The organism is Paraburkholderia sp. BR13444 (genome assembly GCF_040948755.1).
Classification (GTDB): Bacteria; Pseudomonadota; Gammaproteobacteria; order Burkholderiales; family Burkholderiaceae; genus Paraburkholderia; species Paraburkholderia youngii.
This window is the reverse complement of record NZ_JBFPKM010000002.1, coordinates 423,454-441,072: the sequence shown is the minus strand read 5'-3', so window position 1 is coordinate 441,072 and position 17,619 is coordinate 423,454. Positions and strand designations below refer to the sequence as shown.

Annotated in this window: 14 protein-coding genes; 7 read left to right on the top strand and 7 right to left on the bottom strand. The window is 66.8% G+C overall.

Annotation, left to right across the window (positions count from 1 at the left end; all coding sequences use genetic code 11):
* Positions 1–447 precede the first annotated feature (447 nt).
* Together AB3X95_RS06340 and AB3X95_RS06335 are read left to right on the top strand one after the other, a co-directional pair.
* Positions 448–1,842 (top strand): sigma-54 dependent transcriptional regulator, encoded by a 1,395-nt coding sequence (locus AB3X95_RS06340; RefSeq protein WP_176366122.1) that lies wholly within the window; start codon positions 448–450, stop codon positions 1,840–1,842.
* 248 nt (positions 1,843–2,090) lie between these two features.
* Positions 2,091–3,062 (top strand): thymidylate synthase, encoded by a 972-nt coding sequence (locus tag AB3X95_RS06335; RefSeq protein WP_176380321.1) that lies wholly within the window; start codon positions 2,091–2,093, stop codon positions 3,060–3,062.
* A gap of 103 nt (positions 3,063–3,165) precedes the next feature.
* Here the strand turns inward: AB3X95_RS06335 and AB3X95_RS06330 are convergent, their stop codons facing one another.
* Both AB3X95_RS06330 and AB3X95_RS06325 read right to left on the bottom strand, forming a co-directional pair.
* A complete protein-coding gene (locus AB3X95_RS06330; protein ID WP_368620908.1) occupies positions 3,166–5,709 on the bottom strand; it encodes a DUF6600 domain-containing protein in 2,544 nt (847 codons plus the stop codon).
* A gap of 182 nt (positions 5,710–5,891) precedes the next feature.
* The gene (locus tag AB3X95_RS06325) at positions 5,892–6,605 is read right to left on the bottom strand and encodes a helix-turn-helix transcriptional regulator (protein WP_176124200.1); all 714 of its coding nucleotides are present in this window, start codon (positions 6,603–6,605) and stop codon (positions 5,892–5,894) included.
* Positions 6,606–6,791: 186 nt separating this feature from the next.
* Here AB3X95_RS06325 and AB3X95_RS06320 point away from each other — a divergent pair, with 186 nt between their 5' ends.
* Together AB3X95_RS06320 and AB3X95_RS06315 are read left to right on the top strand one after the other, a co-directional pair.
* Complete coding sequence (locus tag AB3X95_RS06320) at positions 6,792–6,932, top strand: hypothetical protein (protein WP_176105427.1); 141 nt, start codon at positions 6,792–6,794, stop codon at positions 6,930–6,932.
* Positions 6,933–7,051: 119 nt separating this feature from the next.
* Positions 7,052–7,558, top strand: coding sequence for an acyl-CoA thioesterase (locus tag AB3X95_RS06315; protein WP_184226535.1), 507 nt, complete (start codon positions 7,052–7,054; stop codon positions 7,556–7,558).
* A gap of 64 nt (positions 7,559–7,622) precedes the next feature.
* Here AB3X95_RS06315 and fumC read toward each other — a convergent pair whose 3' ends face one another.
* The 5 genes from fumC to AB3X95_RS06290 all read right to left on the bottom strand — a co-directional run bounded on the left by fumC (position 7,623) and on the right by AB3X95_RS06290 (position 14,111).
* On the bottom strand, positions 7,623–9,020 hold the full coding sequence (gene fumC, locus AB3X95_RS06310) for a class II fumarate hydratase (RefSeq protein ID WP_176124199.1): 1,398 nt from the start codon (positions 9,018–9,020) through the stop codon (positions 7,623–7,625).
* Between the two features lie 15 nt (positions 9,021–9,035).
* A complete protein-coding gene (locus tag AB3X95_RS06305; protein ID WP_368620907.1) occupies positions 9,036–10,757 on the bottom strand; it encodes a phospholipase D family protein in 1,722 nt (573 codons plus the stop codon).
* A gap of 129 nt (positions 10,758–10,886) precedes the next feature.
* Positions 10,887–11,846 (bottom strand): bile acid:sodium symporter family protein, encoded by a 960-nt coding sequence (locus tag AB3X95_RS06300; protein ID WP_176366118.1) that lies wholly within the window; start codon positions 11,844–11,846, stop codon positions 10,887–10,889.
* 336 nt (positions 11,847–12,182) lie between these two features.
* A complete protein-coding gene (locus AB3X95_RS06295; protein WP_184226538.1) occupies positions 12,183–13,598 on the bottom strand; it encodes an MATE family efflux transporter in 1,416 nt (471 codons plus the stop codon).
* Between the two features lie 294 nt (positions 13,599–13,892).
* A complete protein-coding gene (locus AB3X95_RS06290; RefSeq protein ID WP_013090085.1) occupies positions 13,893–14,111 on the bottom strand; it encodes an RNA-binding S4 domain-containing protein in 219 nt (72 codons plus the stop codon).
* 358 nt (positions 14,112–14,469) lie between these two features.
* On the opposite strand from AB3X95_RS06290, the gene AB3X95_RS06285 reads away from it, so the two are divergent.
* The 3 genes from AB3X95_RS06285 to AB3X95_RS06275 all read left to right on the top strand — a co-directional run bounded on the left by AB3X95_RS06285 (position 14,470) and on the right by AB3X95_RS06275 (position 17,604).
* Positions 14,470–14,988, top strand: a complete 519-nt coding sequence (locus AB3X95_RS06285) for a hypothetical protein (RefSeq protein ID WP_368620906.1) — start codon at positions 14,470–14,472, stop codon at positions 14,986–14,988.
* A 91-nt stretch (positions 14,989–15,079) separates the two neighbouring features.
* Positions 15,080–15,343 (top strand): hypothetical protein, encoded by a 264-nt coding sequence (locus tag AB3X95_RS06280; protein ID WP_176124195.1) that lies wholly within the window; start codon positions 15,080–15,082, stop codon positions 15,341–15,343.
* Positions 15,344–15,465: 122 nt separating this feature from the next.
* Complete coding sequence (locus AB3X95_RS06275; RefSeq protein WP_368620905.1) at positions 15,466–17,604, top strand: ATP-dependent helicase; 2,139 nt, start codon at positions 15,466–15,468, stop codon at positions 17,602–17,604.
* The last annotated feature ends 15 nt before the right edge of the window (positions 17,605–17,619 follow it).

Sequence of the window (17,619 nt, the reverse complement as noted above, 5' to 3'; positions counted from 1 at the left end):
CTAATGCGTTCCAAATGGGGTAAAAACGTTGCAGCCCTGAAACGGGTCAGCAGAAAATACCTATAATTCGATAATCTGTAAGGTACGAACTACCGTCGCGGGAACGCCACGAAAAGCGCTTCCACTAATGTTTTATTTGTCGGCTGAATATATGGTGATCGGCCGCTAAACCATGATGGGCAAGGGGTCCATCGATTAAATTCGCATAATTGTTTTCGAAGCGGCGCACGTATAGTAAGCTCTCGAAAACAGCTTCAGATTTAAAAAAGGCCCATATCAGGCCGTCTCAAACACACACGCCGCTTTCTTGGGGATCAGCTGTCCGCACGGAATGGAATGGCCGTTCGGGTTTTGCGATTCGCGAATCCCGGACGAGTCAGCGTGTCTGAACCTCAGTTTCAGGTGCATGCGTCGTCCTTAACGTTCGTTGACGAGAGGATCTGAATAATGGAACCCGCAGCGCGGCAACTGATTTACGTTTCGCGTCACCCCAGCGCGGAACTGAATACGCGTTTTATGCAGCGTGGCTGGCATGTGGAAGTCGTGGGATCGGCGCGCGATGCGCGCCGGGCAGTGCGCACCGGCTCGGCAGCTGGCGGCCTGCTCGATTTGTCCAGTGATTTCCAGCCGCACGAAATCGCCGCTTTTGAATCCTGTTTGACCATGCCGAACGTCGGCTGGGTCGCTGCCACTGCGCCTGGCCAACTGCAAGACGCCGCGTTGCGCCGGCTCGTGCGCGACTACTGTTTTGATTACGTGACGGTGCCGTCTTCTGGCGACCGTATCGTCGACTCGGTCGGTCATGCGTACGGCATGATCTCGCTGAGCGACGCGACCCCGCACGACGGTTTGCAAGGCGCCGAGGGCGAGATGGTCGGCTCGTGCGACGCGATGCTCGCGCTATTCCGCTCGATCCGCAAAGTCGCGATGACCGACGCGCCGGTGTTTATCTCCGGCGAATCGGGCACCGGCAAGGAGCTGACGGCGGTCGCGATTCATGAACGCTCGGCGCGGCGCAACGCGCCGTTCGTGCCAATCAATTGCGGCGCGATTCCGCCGCATCTTCTGCAATCGGAACTGTTCGGCTACGAGCGCGGTGCGTTCACCGGCGCGAACCAGCGCAAGATCGGCCGAGTCGAAGCGGCCAACGGCGGCACGCTGTTTCTCGACGAAATCGGCGATCTGCCGCTCGAAAGCCAGGCGAGCCTGTTGCGCTTCCTGCAGGAGCGCAAGGTCGAGCGGCTCGGCGGACATACCGCGATCGATGTCGACGTGCGCATCATTTCGGCGACGCACGTGGACATGACCGCGGCGATGATCGAAGGACGCTTCCGTTCCGACCTGTATCACCGCCTCTGCGTGCTGCAGATCGACGAGCCGCCGCTGCGTGCGCGCGGCAAGGACATCGAGCTGCTCGCGCGACACATGCTCGAACGTTTCAAGAAGGATGCGAGCCGCCGTCTGCGCGGCTTCGCGCCCGACGCGATCGCCGCGCTTCATAACTACGGCTGGCCCGGCAACGTGCGCGAGCTGATCAACCGGGTGCGGCGCGCGATCGTGATGTCGGAAGGACGCGCGATCACCGCGCGCGACCTCGAACTCGCCGAATACGTCGAGATCGTGCCGGTGTCGCTCGCGCAGGCGCGCGAAGCGGCGGAACGTCAGGCGATCGAGCTTGCGTTGCTGCGGCATCGCGGGCGGCTCGGAGACGCGGCACAGGAGCTCGGCATCTCGCGGGTGACGCTGTACCGGCTGCTGTGCTCGCACGGCATGCGCCATATGGAAGGCGAGCCGATGTCGGCGCCGCACGGCGATTTGCCGGCGTCGGTGCAGCATCTGTAAGCGGCGAGGCTGGCGACGCGGCTTGTGAAGGTCTGGCGCGTCGCCTCGAAGCACTTTTGCGTGCACCTGTTTGCCGCTCGCATATATCGCGTACCCCGGCGTTTTCCTTTCCGTCTGATATTCCCCCTCGATATTTCCCATGCGGCGCGCCATGCCCCGGCGTCGTCCGGTCGCGCTTGTTAGAATCGGGCTTTGCTCAATTCCGTGAGCGCGCCTGATCGGGTTCGCGCCGCGTCGAAGGAAACCGCATGAAACAATACCTGGACCTCGTCCGCACGATTCTCGATACCGGCACGTGGCAGGAAAACCGCACCGGCATTCGCACCATCAGCATGCCCGGTGCGATGCTGCGCTTCGATCTGCAGCAAGGCTTCCCCGCGGTCACGACGAAGAAGCTCGCGTTCAAGTCGGCGATCGGCGAGCTGGTCGGGTTTCTGCGTGCCTCGCGCAGCGCCGCGGATTTCCGCGAGCTCGGCTGCAAGGTGTGGGACGGCAACGCTAATCAGAACGCGCAGTGGCTCGCCAATCCGTATCGCGAGGGCCCCGATGATCTCGGTGACGTGTACGGCGTGCAATGGCGCAAGTGGCCGGCCTATAAGGTGCTCGACGCCAGCGCCAGTGCGCAGCTGGCCGACGCGCAGGCGCGCGGTTTTCGCGTGATCACGCAGTTCGACGAAGATGGCCGCTCGAAGGTATTGCTTTACAAGGCGATCGACCAACTGCGCCAGTGTCTCGACACGATCATGCAGAACCCCGCCGATCGACGGATTCTGTTCCATGCCTGGAATCCGGCCGTGCTCGATCAGATCGCGCTGCCGGCTTGCCATCTGCTGTACCAGTTCCTGCCGAACGTGACGCGCCGCGAAATTTCGCTGTGCCTGTATATCCGCAGCAACGACGTCGGGCTCGGCACGCCGTTCAATCTGACCGAGGGTGCGGCGCTGCTGCACCTGGTCGGACGGCTGACGGGCTATACGCCGCGCTGGTTCAGCTATTTCATCGGCGACGCGCACATCTACGAGAATCAGCTGGATATGCTGCATCAGCAACTCAAGCGCGAGCCGTACGAGAGTCCGCGGCTCGCGATTTCCGATCGCGTGCCCGACTACGCGAAGACCGGGGTGTACGAGCCGGAATGGCTCGAGAAAATCGAGCCGGCGGATTTCTCGCTGATCGGATATCAGCATCACGAGCCGCTGACGGCTCCGATGGCGATCTGATCTCGGTGGAAGCGGGGCGATAGCGTTCGCCCCCGATATAGAAAAGCCCCGCGATGGCGTGTATCGCGGGGCTTTTTCGTTGCCGGAACGGCAGGTGTCCTGCTCAGCTCCTGTGATGGTCGTCGCGATTGCCGCCGCCTTGGTGCTGCTCGACGTGTTGCGGCTGCGGCTGGGGTTGCGGACGTGGCTGCTGCACCGGTTGGGGCCGCGGTTCGGGGCGTGGCTGCTGCATCTGCATCTGCATCTGTGGACGCGGCTCTGGCCGGGCTTGCGGCACCGGCATCGGCTGTGGTCGCGGCTCGAAATGCGGCTGCTGCGCCTGCTGCAACTGCGGCTCGGGCCGAGGCGCTTGCGGCATCGGCTGCGGACGCGGTTCGAAATGCGGCTGTTGCGCCTGCTGCATTTGTGGTTCGGCACGCGGTTGCTGCGGCGGGACGGCGCGCGGCGCCTGTTGCATCGCAGGCGGATGCCAGTTCGACCCACGCGCCTGTTGCTGCGCGGCCGGGTTTTCCGGCGGATGCGGCACTCCGGACTGCGGCGCGAAGCTCGGCTGTTGCGGGTGGCCGGGCTGTTCCATGCGCGGCGCCTGCTGCGCCATCGGCGGATGCGGCTGCGTCCATGCGGGCTGAGACCTGCCGACCGCGCCCCATTCCTTCGGCGCGCCGTGCTGCCCTGCGTGCGCTGCCGCGTCGGCTGGATTACCGCCGACTGCTTGCGGTGGCCGCGGCACACCATTCGACGGACGGCCCAGATTGCCCACGAGCCTGCTCTCGCCGGGCTGCGGCGGACGCCCGTTGCCGACCATCTGCGGCGGCATGCCCGCACGCGCTTGCGCAGGCGCTTCGCCACGCGGCACCACGGCGCCAGCTTCGCCGGGCCGCTGACCGGCCTGTTCGACGCCATGCGGCGCGTTGCCGCCCATTGCGCCAGGCGTATCAGGCGTACCTGGCGCACCTGCCGCCATCCCCGGCGGACGTCCCGGCACATGCGATTGCACGACCCGCACGTTCGCCATCGGCAGCGCGCCAGGTGCACCGGTCATATGCGCGGGTACCGAGGTGCGCACGACCGGCTGGCCGCCGCCGGGCACCCGGCCGCCGCTTTGCGCGAAGCGCTGCGCGAGTTCGTCGTGGAAAGCGGCGGGCATGACGGGATTGCGGGTCGCGACGACCGGCCGGCCGGCGACGCTCGCCGGTGGCCGATAGTTCGCACGCCGCAGATCCGACCCGAAGCTTTCGCGCACCGGCGCGATCCCCGGTGCGCCCGGATTGATTCGCGCGTTGCGCCACTGCGCCGGGTCGACCTTCTGCGAGAAGCGTCGGACCGGCTGACCGTGCACGAACGCGGTCGCCGGCACGGCCGTCACACAGCCCGGCACGCGATAGTTCACGTACGTGTTCACGTTGCGGTGGTAGTCGTTGTAGATCGTCGCGCGGTTCACGCGGTTGTAATACCCGGCGCTCCAGCGATCGTGATCGCCCCAATGCGGATGCCACGGCTCGCCCGGCCCGAGCGGAAACCACGCGACCCCCGCTGCGATGACGCCGCCGACCGCCAGGTTGACACCCCAGTCGGCGCCGCCGTCGTCATTACCGACGAACGCGACCAGCGCCGGTGCATAGGCCGGCGCCACGTCCGCTTCGAGCGGACCGGGCACCCAAGCCCACGCGCCGTCGATGTCGGCCCAGCGGCCGTAGTGGTACGGCGCGAAGCCCCAAGGCTGGTCGTCGACCCAAGTCCAGCCCCACGGCGCCTGCCAGACCCAGTGGCCGTCGTGATACGGCGCCCAGCCGGCCGGCGTCGCGTTCGGCACCCACACTGCGCCGTACTGCGGCGTCTCGCGCCATGTGCCGTTGGCATCGAGATCCTGGTAGCCGGGGATGTCGCGCGACACGTAGCGCGCCGACAGCGAGCGGTCTTCGGTGGCGTCGCGGCTGGCGGCCCATTGGTCGAGCTCGTCGGCGGCGGGCGCGCGGTTGTCGGCGAGTTGCTGCAGGTTGGTGCCGGCAAAGCGGATCTGCTCACCCGCCGCAATCGGCACCTGGCCGCCGTCGCCGTAAGCGATCGCGCTGCCGCTGCGCACGGTGACGGTCGTGCTGCTGCCGTCGGGGGCGACGTCGACGCGGTAGTCGCCGGGACCGTTCACGCCGAGCGCAAGATTCGGCGTGTCGATTTCATACGACGACCCTGGCGCAAGTTCGCGCACGCGTGTCGACAGCGTGCCTTGCGCGACTTTCAGTTGCGCGGTCGTGTCGTCGAGGTTGAGCACGTCGAGGCTCGTGTTCTGGCCGAGGCGCACCGCGGTCGAGCCGATGTGCAGCTCGGAGCGGGCGTTCTGGTCGTTCCACAGCTGGTCGCCGGTCGTCAGCGGCCGGTTGATCTGAGCATACGACCAGTCGGTCGCGCCGGCGGGCTCGGTGGTCACGGCCCCGGCCGTGTAGTTCAGACGCGCGATGCGCCCAGGCGGATCGCCCCCGGACGCTTCGCCGCCCGACCCGACGGCTACCGCGGCTGGTGGCGCAGGTGGCGCTTCCTGCGCGAGAGCGGTTTGCGCGGCGAGCGCGACGACCGCGGCCGCGATCAGCGTATAGCCGCTGGTCCGGCGATGAATCCCCGCTTGCCGCACTTGTTGCTTGGCGTGTGTCATGACTGATCTCCGGCGGACGCGGCAATCGGCCGGGTCCGTTCAGTCACTGTACCTGGCGCCTATGTTTCAAGGCCCGCACATTTGTAAGGTGGATTCGCTCGCCTGTAACAAAAGGTCTCGCGCGGGTCTCGCGCGGGTCTCGCGCGGGTCTCGCGGCTCCGCGGCAAAGCCGGTTCAGCGGTCTATCCGGCCAGAAACGCATCGAATTGCTGATGGCCGGCCGGCGTGACGCGCAGCACGCGCGGCCGCTCCGTCCGCTCGACCCAGCCATGCGCCGACCACGCGTCGAGCAACGCCGCGCCGAGCGCGCCGCCCAGATGCGGCCGGCGCATGCTCCAGTCGAGGCAGGTGCACGCGAAGCGCCGCCGCCGGGTCTTCTGCGCGGCGAGGTCGATGCCCCAGTCGGCGAAGCGGGCGGCGCCCTGCGCGGTCGCTTCGAGCGAGGCGCCGTCTTGCGTCAGCAACCCGCGCTCGAGCATGCGCTCGAACATCCGCACCGACAGCTCGCCGGCCATGTGGTCGTAGCAGGTGCGCGCAAAGCGCATTTCCAGCGGCACGGTGCGTGCGGGACGCGGCACGGAGCGCTGCGGCGCGCTGACTTGCGCGACGTTCGCGAGTGCTTCGATCGATGCGGCGATGTCCGCCGACGCGATACGGAAATAGCGATGCCGGCCGCGCACTTCGAGCGCGAGCAGGCCGCCGTCGGTGAGCCGTCCGAGATGGGCGCTCGCCGCCGATGGCGACAGCCCCGCGATCATCGTCAGTTCGCCCGCGGGGCGCGCGCTGCCGTCCATCAGCGCCCACAGCATCGCGGCGCGGCCGGGATCGGCGAGTAGCGCGCCGATGCGGCTCAGGCCGGGGAAGTGGTTCTGGTCGTCTAAGAGGGGGGCGGTCATCGCGAATCTCCTGAAGGGGCGGCAAAGGGCGCCGCCACGATTCCTACTCTACGCGCATCAGGTATTCGATGTTTCAGCTTTGCGTGAACAATCAATGTGACGGACGTGTCACGCTCGCCCGCGTTCCCGCGCCGTCTCGTGCCGCCAGGCTAGAATCGAAGCCTGTTCTTGCAGGAATTCGATGTGATGAAAACGCTTCTGGCCGTCGCGGCGACGGTTCTGCTGTTTACCGCCTGCGCAGGGGGCGGAGCCGGCTCGGGCTCGGCCGGCAGCGGCAGCATCAGCATGTACGGCACCATCGACCAAGGGATCACCTTTCACAACTAGGCCGACCGCCGGCCCATCGGCGTGCCGCGCGCCGCGTCTTCCATGCGACGCCGCGCCGCGCGCAATATTGCGCTCGTATAATCGCCTCCTTTCAATGCATCCGATTGACCGGAGTCAAGATGAGCACTTTTCCCACCGCACCGCTGGACCGTTCGGAAACCACCTTCCGCTTTCTCGCCGAGCCGACCTCGGTCAACTTCGGCGGCAAGGTGCACGGCGGCGCGCTGATGAAGTGGATCGACGAAACCGCCTACGCATGCGCGGCGGTATGGTCGGGGCGCTATTGCGTGACGGTCAGCGTCGGCAATATCCGTTTTCGTCGGCCGATTCTTGTCGGCAATCTGGTCGAACTGCGCGCGCGCGTCGTCGCCACGGGCCGTACCAGCATGCACATCCACGTGTCGGTGCACGCGGGCGACCCGAAGGGCGGTGAACTGCTGCAGACCACCGACTGTCTCGTCGTGATGGTCGCCGTCAACGAGAACGGCCATCCGGTGCCGGTCCCCGCCTTCTTGCCGGAGACCGAGGAGCAGAAGCGCCTTGCCAAGTACGCGATGGACGTGAAGGAAGCGCTCGACGCGATCGTCGAGCTGAAGCCGGAAGAAGTCGCGCAGGGGAAAATCTGAGCGCAGCGGGGCGGCGCGCGGCGCGCCCGTTTGCGCGCCTTCCGTCACGCCGCCTCGCGGATCATCATGCCGTGCGTCCGACCATATCGTTCGGTCGCACCCACTCGTCGAACTGCTGCTCGGTGACATAGCCGAGCGCCAGTGCCGACGCCTTCAGCGTCGTGCCTTCCTTGTGCGCCTTTTTCGCGATCTGCGCGGCCTTGTCGTAGCCGATGTGCGGATTGAGCGCCGTCACCAGCATCAGCGATTCGTTCAGCAAGGTATCGATGCGCTCGTGATTCGGCTCGATGCCGACCGCACAGTTGTCGTTGAAGCTCTGCGCGCCGTCGGCGAGCAGGCGCACCGACTGCAGCAGGTTGTGCGCGATCATCGGCCGGAACACGTTCAGCTCGAAGTTGCCGCTCGCGCCGCCGATGTTCACCGCGACGTCATTGCCGAACACCTGCGCGCACAGCATCGTCAATGCTTCGGACTGGGTCGGATTGACCTTGCCCGGCATGATCGAGCTGCCCGGCTCGTTTTCGGGGATCGACAGCTCGCCGAGACCGCAGCGCGGGCCGCTCGCGAGCCAGCGGATGTCGTTGGCGATCTTGTTCAGGCTCGCCGCTACCGTTTTGAGCGCGCCGTGCGCGAAGACGAGCGCGTCGGCCGCGGCCATCACCTCGAACTTGTTCGGCGCCGACACGAATGGCAAACCCGTCAGCTTGCCGATCGCGGCGGCGACGCTGTCGGCGAACTTCGGATGCGCGTTCAGTCCCGTGCCGACCGCGGTGCCGCCCTGTGCGAGCTCGTACAGGTGCGGCAGCGCCGACTCGACGTGCCGGATGCCATGCTCGAGCTGCGCGACATAGCCGGAGAATTCCTGGCCGAGCGTGAGCGGCGTCGCATCCTGCAGGTGCGTGCGGCCGATCTTGACGATATCGGTGAACGCTTTTGCCTTGCCGTCGAGCGTATCGCGCAACGTTTTCAGCGCGGGCAGCAGATGCTTGACGATCGCGTCTGCGGCGGCCACGTGCATCGCAGTAGGAAACACGTCGTTCGACGACTGCCCGCGATTCACGTCATCGTTCGGATGCACCTTGCGCGCTTCGCCGCGCTCGCCGCCGAGCAGCTCGCTCGCGCGGTTCGCGATCACCTCGTTGAGGTTCATGTTGGTCTGCGTGCCCGAACCGGTCTGCCAGACCGCGAGCGGAAATTCGCCCGGATGCTTGCCGTCGATGATCTCGTCGGCCGCTTGCATGATCGCGCGCGCCTTCTGCTCGTCGAGCACCCCGAGGCCGAGATTGACTTCGGCGGCCGCGCGCTTGATCACCGCGAGCGCGGTGATCAGTTCGGGCGACTGCTTTTCCGTCGAGATCTTGAAGTTCTGCAGCGAGCGCTGCGTCTGCGCGCCCCACAGGCGAGCGTTCGGCACCGCGATTTCGCCGAAGGTGTCGCGCTCCATCCGTACGTCTTCAGTCATGGTTGACTCCGCTTCTCAAAGTTCCGAGTTGACAGGCAATAACGAGAATAGACCGGTTAGCACATTCCGGTAAAAACCGGCCTGCGGATCGAAAATGTAGGTGCGTGTCTCGCCGTTCTCGACGTCGGTCCAGACGAGCGGCGACGGCGGCGCGCCGATCGAGCGCAGATAGGCGAGCTGGGCCGAGTCGGCGAGCGTTACGTGGTAGCTCTGCTCCGGCTGGGTCCCGCGCTCGAAGATTCTCGCGACCTGATTCGCCAGTTCGGGGCTGTGGATCACGAGCGCCAGCTCGGTGTTCAGATTGGCCGAGCGCGGATCGAGGTTCATCGAGCCGATCACGAGAATCTTGTGGTCGATCACGTAGGCCTTCGCATGCAGGCTCGCGCGCGAACGCGAGCCGACCAGCCCGACGTTCGGCGTTTCCTGGCGCGGCCTGAATTCGTACAGCTCGACGCCGGCCTTCAGCAGCGGCACGCGAAACGGACTGTAGCCGGCCTGCACGGCGACCGCGTCGGTGGCTGCGAGCGAGTTGGTCAGCACCGCGATACGGATGCCGCGATGCGTGAGCTCGCTGGCCGCCTGCACCCCCGCGGCGTGCGGCACGAAGTAGGGCGACACGATCAGGAAATCGTGCTGCGCGTCGCGCATCAGTTCGCGCAGCCGCGCGAGCGGCGGGCTCACGTAGTCCGGCGACGGATGCTCGATCTTCTCCGGCAGGTCTACCCGGAATTCCGCGTCCGCCCACGTGAGGCCGAGCTGCTCGCTCGTGATCTGCGCGGCAAGCGGCGTCGCGTTCAGCGGTTTCGCGTTGTACGGATCGGCGTTGGTGCGCCAGTGATGGCGCAGGTCGTCGCGCGTCTGGTCGAGTTCCTTCTGGTCGAACTTCTGCTTGTTCAGCGCACGCAGCGGATAGGCGAGCTCGCTGTTCCAGTAGTCGTCGAAACTCGCGGAGACGTCGGCGACGATCGGGCCCGCCGCGAGCACGTCGAGGTCGCGGAACTGCAGCGTTTCACTCGCGCTGAAGTACTCGTCGCCCAGGTTGCGACCGCCGACGATCGCCAGCTGGTTGTCCGCGATCATCGCCTTGTTGTGCATGCGGCGCGTGAAGTGGCCGATCTGCGTGAACAGGTTCGCGGTGCGCTCGAACAAGCCTTCCTGCGCGCTGCCGAACGGGTTGAACACGCGGATCTCGATGTTCTCGTGCGTGTCCAGCCCCGCCATGATGCGGTCGATGTCCTTGAAGTTCAGGTCATCGACCAGCATGCGCACCCGCACGCCGTGATCGGCCGCATATAACGCGGCGCCGAGCAGCAGCTTGCCGGTGGTGTCCTCGTTGGCAATGTAGTACTGCATGTCGAGGGTTTTGGTCGCCGCGCGCGCAAGTGCGATGCGCATTTGCAGCGCGTCGGTGCCGTTCGCCAGCACACGGAAACCCGACTGCTCCGGATGCTTCGCCTCGAGCGGCGCGAGCGCTTCACGCAGCGGCGTATCGGCGGTGGCCGGCAGCGCGTGCGTCACCTGGCGGTCGAACGCGGTGGCGGGCGGCTTCGTCGCGCAGGCGGTCAAAAATGCCGCCGCGCAACAGAGCAGGAAGATTTGCCTCGTTGTGCTGACTATCGAGCGGCGGCGCGCGGCCCGCCGATGTTGTTCGAATTGGCCCTGCACGCTGTTTTCCCCTCGTTGCAAGCTTTTCGCGTGGCGACAGCGAAGGCCTGTGCACGCTGTCGAGAAAATCATTCTAAGGGAATTGGGGCGCGGGTTGCGCGTACGTCGGCAAACGCAGCGCAGTGCCGCGCGCTGGTCGCGAGGGCGCCGCGGTTCGGTGATCGATCGCCTGCTGCAAACCGCGGCGCGCGGAGGCTGTTATCAGACGCGCTCGACGTGCAGCGCGCGCTCGCCATCGGGATGCGTCGAGCCTTTCGCCGGTCGGCCCGCCCACACGCCCGCGAGCAGCGAACCCGACAGGTTGTGCCAGACCGAGAACAGCGCGCCTGGCAGCGCGGCGATCGGCGTGAAGTAGAGCTTGCCGAGCGTCGCGGCGAGGCCGGAGTTCTGCATGCCGACTTCGATCGCGAGCGTCCGGCAGACGGCTTCGTCGAACCCGAGCAGACGGCCGCCCCAGTAGCCGCCGAGCAGGCCGATGCCGTTGTGCAGCACGACGCCGACCATCACGAGGAAGCCCACCGACGCGATGCTCTTCTGCGTGCCGCCCACCACTGCGCCGATGATCAGCACGATCGCGACCATCGACACGAGCGGCAGGATCGGTTCGATCTTGCGCACCAGCTTACCGAACAGATGATTGACGACGAGACCGACGACGATCGGTAGCGCGACGATCTGCAGGATGCTCATCAGCATGCCGTGCACATCGACGGCGATCGACGCGTCGACGTAAAGGCGCGTGAGCAGCGGCGTGGCGAATACGCCGACGAGCGTCGACAGCGCGCTGATCGTCACCGACAACGCGACGTCGCCGCGCGCGAGATAAATCATCACATTCGACGCGGTGCCGCTCGCGACGCTGCCGACCAGCACCATGCCGGCGGTCAGGTCGGGCGGCATGCGCAGCGCCTTCGCGATGACCCATGCGGCGAGCGGCATCACGAGGTAGTGCAGCACGATGCCGGCGATCACGGGCGCGGGGCGCGTGAACACGCGCAGGAAATCGCCGGCCGACAGCGTGACGCCCATCGCCAGCATGATGATCGTGAGGAGCGTGGTGACGTGCGGCGCGACGCCGGAAAAAGAGGCCGGCGAGAAGTACGCGGCGACCGAGACGAGCACGGCCCAGAGCGGGAACAGGCGGGTGACGCGGGCAAGCATGGCGGGTGGTCCTTGGTTATGTTGTATCGCGAGAAAGCGGGGGCCGCGGCGCGGCCGGGTGTCGGCTGGCGTTGCGGCGTTCGTCGCGCCGAAGCGGGTGAAGCGGCTACGGCATGCGCCGTAGCGAAAGCGCGGCAAACACGGGCGGCCAATCGAAGCCGCACGCGTCGCGGGCAATGGTGGGTGCTCCGGCGGCGCCAGTCCGGCTTTTGCCTTGGTGAGGCGCGCCGTCGTGCGGTTCCTGGCGCGCGAGCGCGGGTTAGCGCTCGCGTGCAGCGGCGGGCATTTTACCTTTTACAGTGAGTGCTTCAGGAGTGAGACTTGCCGCTGCGCCGCTCAGACCGAGTGCGCGGGCGGTGTGATTGACGCCACCGTCGGCGGTTGCCGGCCGCTCAGCTTGTGAAACCGCAGTGTCATCAGCAGCGCGACGCTCGCGAGGCCTGCCGCCAGCCCCCACCACAAGCCGCGCGCGCCGAGGCCGGCGTGAAACGCGAGCAGATAGCCGGTCGGAAAGCCGATCACCCAGTAGCCGAACGCGGCGGCGATCATCGGGATGCGGGTGTCTTTCAGGCCGCGCAGACAGCCGGAGCCCACCGCCTGCATCCCGTCGACGATCTGGAAGATCGCCGCCACGCCTAGCAGCGAACTGGCGAGCGCGATGGTCGGCGCGTTGGCCGGGTCGTCGAGATGCAGATACAGGCCGACGATCCAATGCGGCGCGGCGATCAGCACGAGACCCGACATCGACATGAAGCCGACGCCGAGCGCGAGCGCGACGAAGCCCGCGTGGCGCGCGGCGAGCGGCTGACCGGCGCCGGCCCAGTAGCCGACCCGCACATTGGCCGCCTGGCCGATCGACAGCGGCACCATGAACGCGACCGACGCGACGTTCAGCGCGATCTGATGCGCGGCCAGTTGCGATTCGCCGAGCAGGCCGACCATCAGGCCGGTGGCAAGGAACAGCGTCGACTCGACGCCGTAGGTGATCGCGACCGGCCAGCCGATGCCGAACAGCTCGCCCATCAGCGGCAGCTTCGGCCGCGTCGCGACGACGAAATGCCTGAAGCGCGGCCGCAGATGCAGCAGCGCCATCAGCACGAGCGCGGTCAGCCACACGGTGATCGTGGTCGCGGCCGCGGAGCCGAGAAAGCCGAGCCGCGGCAGCCCATACGCGCCGTGAATCAGCCCGTAGTTCAGAAAGCCGTTCACGCCGACGCTCACGATCGACACCCACAGCAGCCGCCGCGCCGCGCCGATCGCCGGCAGGAACGAGCGCATCAGGCCGACGCCGATCAGGCTCGCGGGCGCGCCCCAGCGCAGCACCGCCGCGTATTGGCCGACGTTGTGCGCGAGCAGGCCCGGCTCGCCGAACGCGAGCAGGATGTGCGACGCGAACGACAACAGAATGAACGCCGGCACCGCCAGCAGCACCGACAGCAGGAAACCGGTCCAGTAGATATGCGGCACGCGGCCGTCGTCCTGCGCGCCGCGCGCGTGCGCGACGCTGACGCTGACCGAGGTCAGCACGCCCTGCAGCAGCGTGACGACCACGAAAAAGAGGTTCGCGCCGAGACCGCCGGCGGCGAGCGCGTCGGGGCCCAGCGAGCCGAGCAGGATCGTGTCGGTCACGCTCATCGCCATCTGCGACAGTTGCGCGATCGCGAGCGGGGCGGCGAGCCGCGCGGTGTCGGCCGCGTGGCGGGATAGGGTCGGCGGCCGGCTGGCCGCGTGGGCGAAGCTGGGTTGAGTCATCGAATGCCTGGCGGCGAAAGTTGGCAACTGCGGCGGCAACCGCAGTGGCGACAGCGAGAGGCGGGCGCAAGCGGCGCCGCATTGCATCGCGCCGCGCTCCGACGGGCGGTGGAGCGGCGGGGCAGCGGGCGGAGAAATTCCGCGGCGCGGCGGCGAGCCGGTCAGCCGACTCCTCGCCCATGGCGCGGTCCGTCGTTTACCTGTCGAAACCGACAGCTTATTGCCTCGCCCGGGCGATGTCGATGGACAACGCACAGTTCCGGTGCGCGGCGTCCTGCGAATTTCCGGAGTGGCTCAGCCTTCGTGGACCGCGATCCGCGTATCGCCGAGCAGCACGACCTGGCCCGCGCGGATCTTGCAGGTCTTGCGGGTCTCGACCCGGCCATCGACCATCACGGCGCCGTCCGCGACCATCATCTTCGCGGAACCGCCGCTATCCGCGAGGCCCGTGATCTTCAGCAGATTGTGAAGTTCGACGTACTCGCCGGTCAGCGTGAAATTGAGATTGGGCATGACGTTTGCGCCTTGGGCACGGGGTCGCGTTGGGGTTCGCATCATAAAGCAAGTGCACGGCGGCGCGGCGGCGCGGGGCTGTCCCCGCCTGTGCTGGATGCATCGAGCGAGCCATCGCGCAAGCAAATGAAAGTAGATGTTATTCAGTTGTGGAGAGTGAAACGTTGCGTAACGCTGGTCGCGCCGGATGGATTTCACTCCTAAAGTCCACCTCAGCAGCAAAGCCCGCTGGTATTCCGGGATCGCTCCCCGGCCACCCATCCAGCGACGCATAGACCGGGCGGGGCGCGTGGGCCATTCCATCATCACGACGCCAGAGAGTCCGCCCGTGTCACAACCAAGTCTAGAGAGGATAGCCATGACCCAGATTCGTACGCTCCTGATCGGTACCGCCCTCACCGTTTTTGCCGCGACGGCCGCCGTCGCGCAGACCGCGCAGCCGGCAACAGGCATCGGCGGTCAGGCGCAGATCCAGAGCCAAGGGGCCGCCGAGATGGCGCCGCCGTCCGCGGCCGGCGCCCAAGGCATGCAGGCCCCGCCGTCGGCGCAAGGCATGCAGCAAGTCCCGGGCGCGCCCGCCGCGCAAGGCGTCGCCGCGCCGCCGCCGGGCCGTCTGACGGCTTCGGGCTCGACCGACCCGCTCGTACAGAAGCGCGACGCCGACGCGAAGGCCAACGCCGAGTATCGCGCGGCGAAAAAGTCCTCGAAGGCGGAACTGAAGGCTGAGCAGAAGGCCGCGAAGGACCAGTACAAGGAGCAGGTGCGCGGCGCGAAGCTGAACCAGAAGGCGGACAAACAGAGCGCCAGCAACGAAATGAAGATGGAGATGGAAGGGCAGGCTGCCGCGCAGACCGACGGCCCGGACGTCAAGCATTAAGCCCTGCTGGATGCCGCGGCGCGTGGGTCGGCGAGGCTCGCGCGCCGCGGGCGTCTGGCACTTTGCAAGCTGTGCCTCAGGGAGAACCCAGATGAACATCGACCGTTCCAGCCGAACCCGCATTTACGCCGCGCTGATCGCGGCTTGCCTGTCATCGGCCGTGCTCGCGCAGACCGCGGACCCGGCTTCGGCGCCCGCCACGCACGCGGACAAGAAGGCCGTGAAAGAGCAGGCGAAGGCCGACAAGAAAGCCGCGGTCGCCCAGGCGAAAGCGGACAAGACCAAAACCGACGCGCAGGCCAATGCCGACAAGGCCGCCGCTGAGGCCAACGTGAAGGACGCGAAGAAGCAGTAGTAGCGCGCGGCGTAGACCGCCAGGCAGGCGCCCCAAAAAAGGGGCGCTTGTCGCATTGGGTTGTATGGATATACAGTGTGCGTCGCATCCTGAAAATCCATCCAACGCGCAAAAACCGCTCAGTGTCCACCGTCGCCGAATCCGCTCCGTCGTTCGATACCGCCGCCTGGCTCGCAAAGCTCAACGACGCCCAACGCGAAGCCGTCGAATACGGGACCGACACGCCCGACGCGCTGCCCGGCGCGCTGCTCGTGATCGCGGGCGCGGGCTCCGGCAAGACCAACACGCTCGCGCATCGCGTCGCTAATCTGGTGGTGAAGGGCGCCGATCCGCAGCGCATCCTGCTGTTGACCTTCTCGCGCCGCGCGGCACTCGAAATGACCCGCCGCGTGACACGCATCACCGGCGCCGCGGCTTCCACCGTCGGTGCACGCGCCGCGCTCGCGCAAGGGCTGACGTGGGCGGGCACGTTTCACAGCGTCGGCGCGCGGCTGTTGCGCGAATACGCGGATCTGATCGGCCTCGCGCCCGCGTTCACGATCAACGACCGCGAAGACTCCGCGGACCTGATGAACCTCGTGCGCCACGAACTCGGACTGTCCGCGAAAGAGCGGCGCTTTCCGGCGAAGGGCACCTGCTTCGCGATCTACTCGCGCGTCGTCAACACCGGTGCATCGCTCGGACAGGTATTGGACAGCGCGTTTCCGTGGTGTCGCGAGTGGGAGGACGATCTGCGCAGGCTGTTCGCCGCGTACGTCGACGCCAAACAGAAGCAGAGCGTGCTCGACTACGACGATCTGCTGCTCTACTGGTCGCACATGGCCGCCGAGCCCAGCATCGCGGCCGATCTGTCGGCGCGCTTCGACCATGTGCTGGTCGACGAATACCAGGACACCAACCGCCTGCAGGCGTCGATCCTGCTCGCGCTGAAACCGGACGGCCGCGGCCTGACCGTGGTCGGCGACGACGCGCAGTCGATCTATTCGTTTCGCGGCGCGACCGTGCGCAATATCCTCGATTTCCCCACGCAATTCGAGCCGCCCGCGAAGCAGGTCACGCTCGAGCGCAACTATCGATCCACCGAGCCGATTCTCGCCGCGTCGAACGCGGTGATCGAACTCGCGAGCGAGCGCTACACGAAGAATCTGTGGACCGACAAGGCGTCGGCGCAGCGACCGCGCCTCGTCACGGTCGCCGACGACGCCGCGCAAGCTCGCTACGTCGTCGAGCAGGTGCTCGAAGCGCGCGAGCAGGGCGTCAAGCTGAAGTCGCAGGCGGTGCTGTTCCGTGCCGCGCATCACAGCGCCGCGCTCGAGATCGAGCTCACGCGCCGCAACATCCCGTTCGTCAAATTCGGCGGGCTCAAATTTCTCGACTCGGTGCACGTGAAGGACGTGCTCGCGGTGCTGCGCTGGGCCGAGAATCCGCGCGACCGCGTCGCCGGCTTTCGCGTCGTGCAGCTGCTGCCGGGCGTCGGTCCGGCCACCGCGGCGAAGGTGCTCGACGACATCGTCGCGCGCGCGGATGGCGGCGATCCGGTCGCGACCGCGGGCGGTGTGCTGGCCGCGTTTGCGGCGCCCGCAAGGGCGCAGGAAGACTGGCATCCGTTCGTCAAGCTGATGTCGAGCGTGTATGGCCGGCAAACGCCGTGGCCGGCCGAGTTCGAGACGGTGCGGCGCTGGTACGAACCGCATCTGGAGCGCAATCACGAGGACGCCGCGATCCGTCACGCGGACCTGCTGCAGATGGAAAGCATTGCGGGTACTTATCCGTCGCGAGAGCGCTTCCTGACCGAGTTGACGCTCGATCCGCCCGACGCCACCAGCGACGAATCCGGCGTGCCGCTGATCGACGAGGATTACCTGATCCTGTCGACGATCCATTCGGCAAAGGGCCAGGAGTGGCGCAATGTGTTCGTGCTGAATGGCGTCGACGGCTGCATTCCGTCCGATCTGGGCACCGGCAGCGACGAGGAAATCGACGAGGAGCGGCGCCTGCTCTACGTGGCGATGACGCGCGCGAAGGAAGACCTGCATATCGTCGTGCCGCAGCGCTTTTACGTGCACAACCAGACCCATCTGGGCGACCGCCATGTGTGGGCGTCGCGCACGCGCTTCATCGCCACGCCGATGCTGCCGCTGTTCGACGCGTACGCATGGCCGCGCGTGCCGGTGGCGAGCGCGCCGAGCGCGGCGGGGCTCGCCGCGGCCGCGCAGGCCAGGATCGAGATCGCCGCGAAGCTCAGGAAGATGTGGGACTGAGCGGCCGGCGCCGCT

Excerpts from the sequence above, each read along its gene's own strand:
- AB3X95_RS06340 (WP_176366122.1), top strand. The coding sequence starts at position 448 with ATGGAACCCGCAGCGCGGCAACTGATTTACGTTTCGCGTCACCCCAGC.
- AB3X95_RS06335 (WP_176380321.1), top strand. The coding sequence starts at position 2,091 with ATGAAACAATACCTGGACCTCGTCCGCACGATTCTCGATACCGGCACG.
- AB3X95_RS06330 (WP_368620908.1), bottom strand. The coding sequence starts at position 5,709 with ATGACACACGCCAAGCAACAAGTGCGGCAAGCGGGGATTCATCGCCGG.
- AB3X95_RS06325 (WP_176124200.1), bottom strand. The coding sequence starts at position 6,605 with ATGACCGCCCCCCTCTTAGACGACCAGAACCACTTCCCCGGCCTGAGC.
- AB3X95_RS06320 (WP_176105427.1), top strand. The coding sequence starts at position 6,792 with ATGAAAACGCTTCTGGCCGTCGCGGCGACGGTTCTGCTGTTTACCGCC.
- AB3X95_RS06315 (WP_184226535.1), top strand. The coding sequence starts at position 7,052 with ATGAGCACTTTTCCCACCGCACCGCTGGACCGTTCGGAAACCACCTTC.
- fumC (WP_176124199.1), bottom strand. The coding sequence starts at position 9,020 with ATGACTGAAGACGTACGGATGGAGCGCGACACCTTCGGCGAAATCGCG.
- AB3X95_RS06305 (WP_368620907.1), bottom strand. The coding sequence starts at position 10,757 with ATGATTTTCTCGACAGCGTGCACAGGCCTTCGCTGTCGCCACGCGAAA.
- AB3X95_RS06300 (WP_176366118.1), bottom strand. The coding sequence starts at position 11,846 with ATGCTTGCCCGCGTCACCCGCCTGTTCCCGCTCTGGGCCGTGCTCGTC.
- AB3X95_RS06295 (WP_184226538.1), bottom strand. The coding sequence starts at position 13,598 with ATGACTCAACCCAGCTTCGCCCACGCGGCCAGCCGGCCGCCGACCCTA.
- AB3X95_RS06290 (WP_013090085.1), bottom strand. The coding sequence starts at position 14,111 with ATGCCCAATCTCAATTTCACGCTGACCGGCGAGTACGTCGAACTTCAC.
- AB3X95_RS06285 (WP_368620906.1), top strand. The coding sequence starts at position 14,470 with ATGACCCAGATTCGTACGCTCCTGATCGGTACCGCCCTCACCGTTTTT.
- AB3X95_RS06280 (WP_176124195.1), top strand. The coding sequence starts at position 15,080 with ATGAACATCGACCGTTCCAGCCGAACCCGCATTTACGCCGCGCTGATC.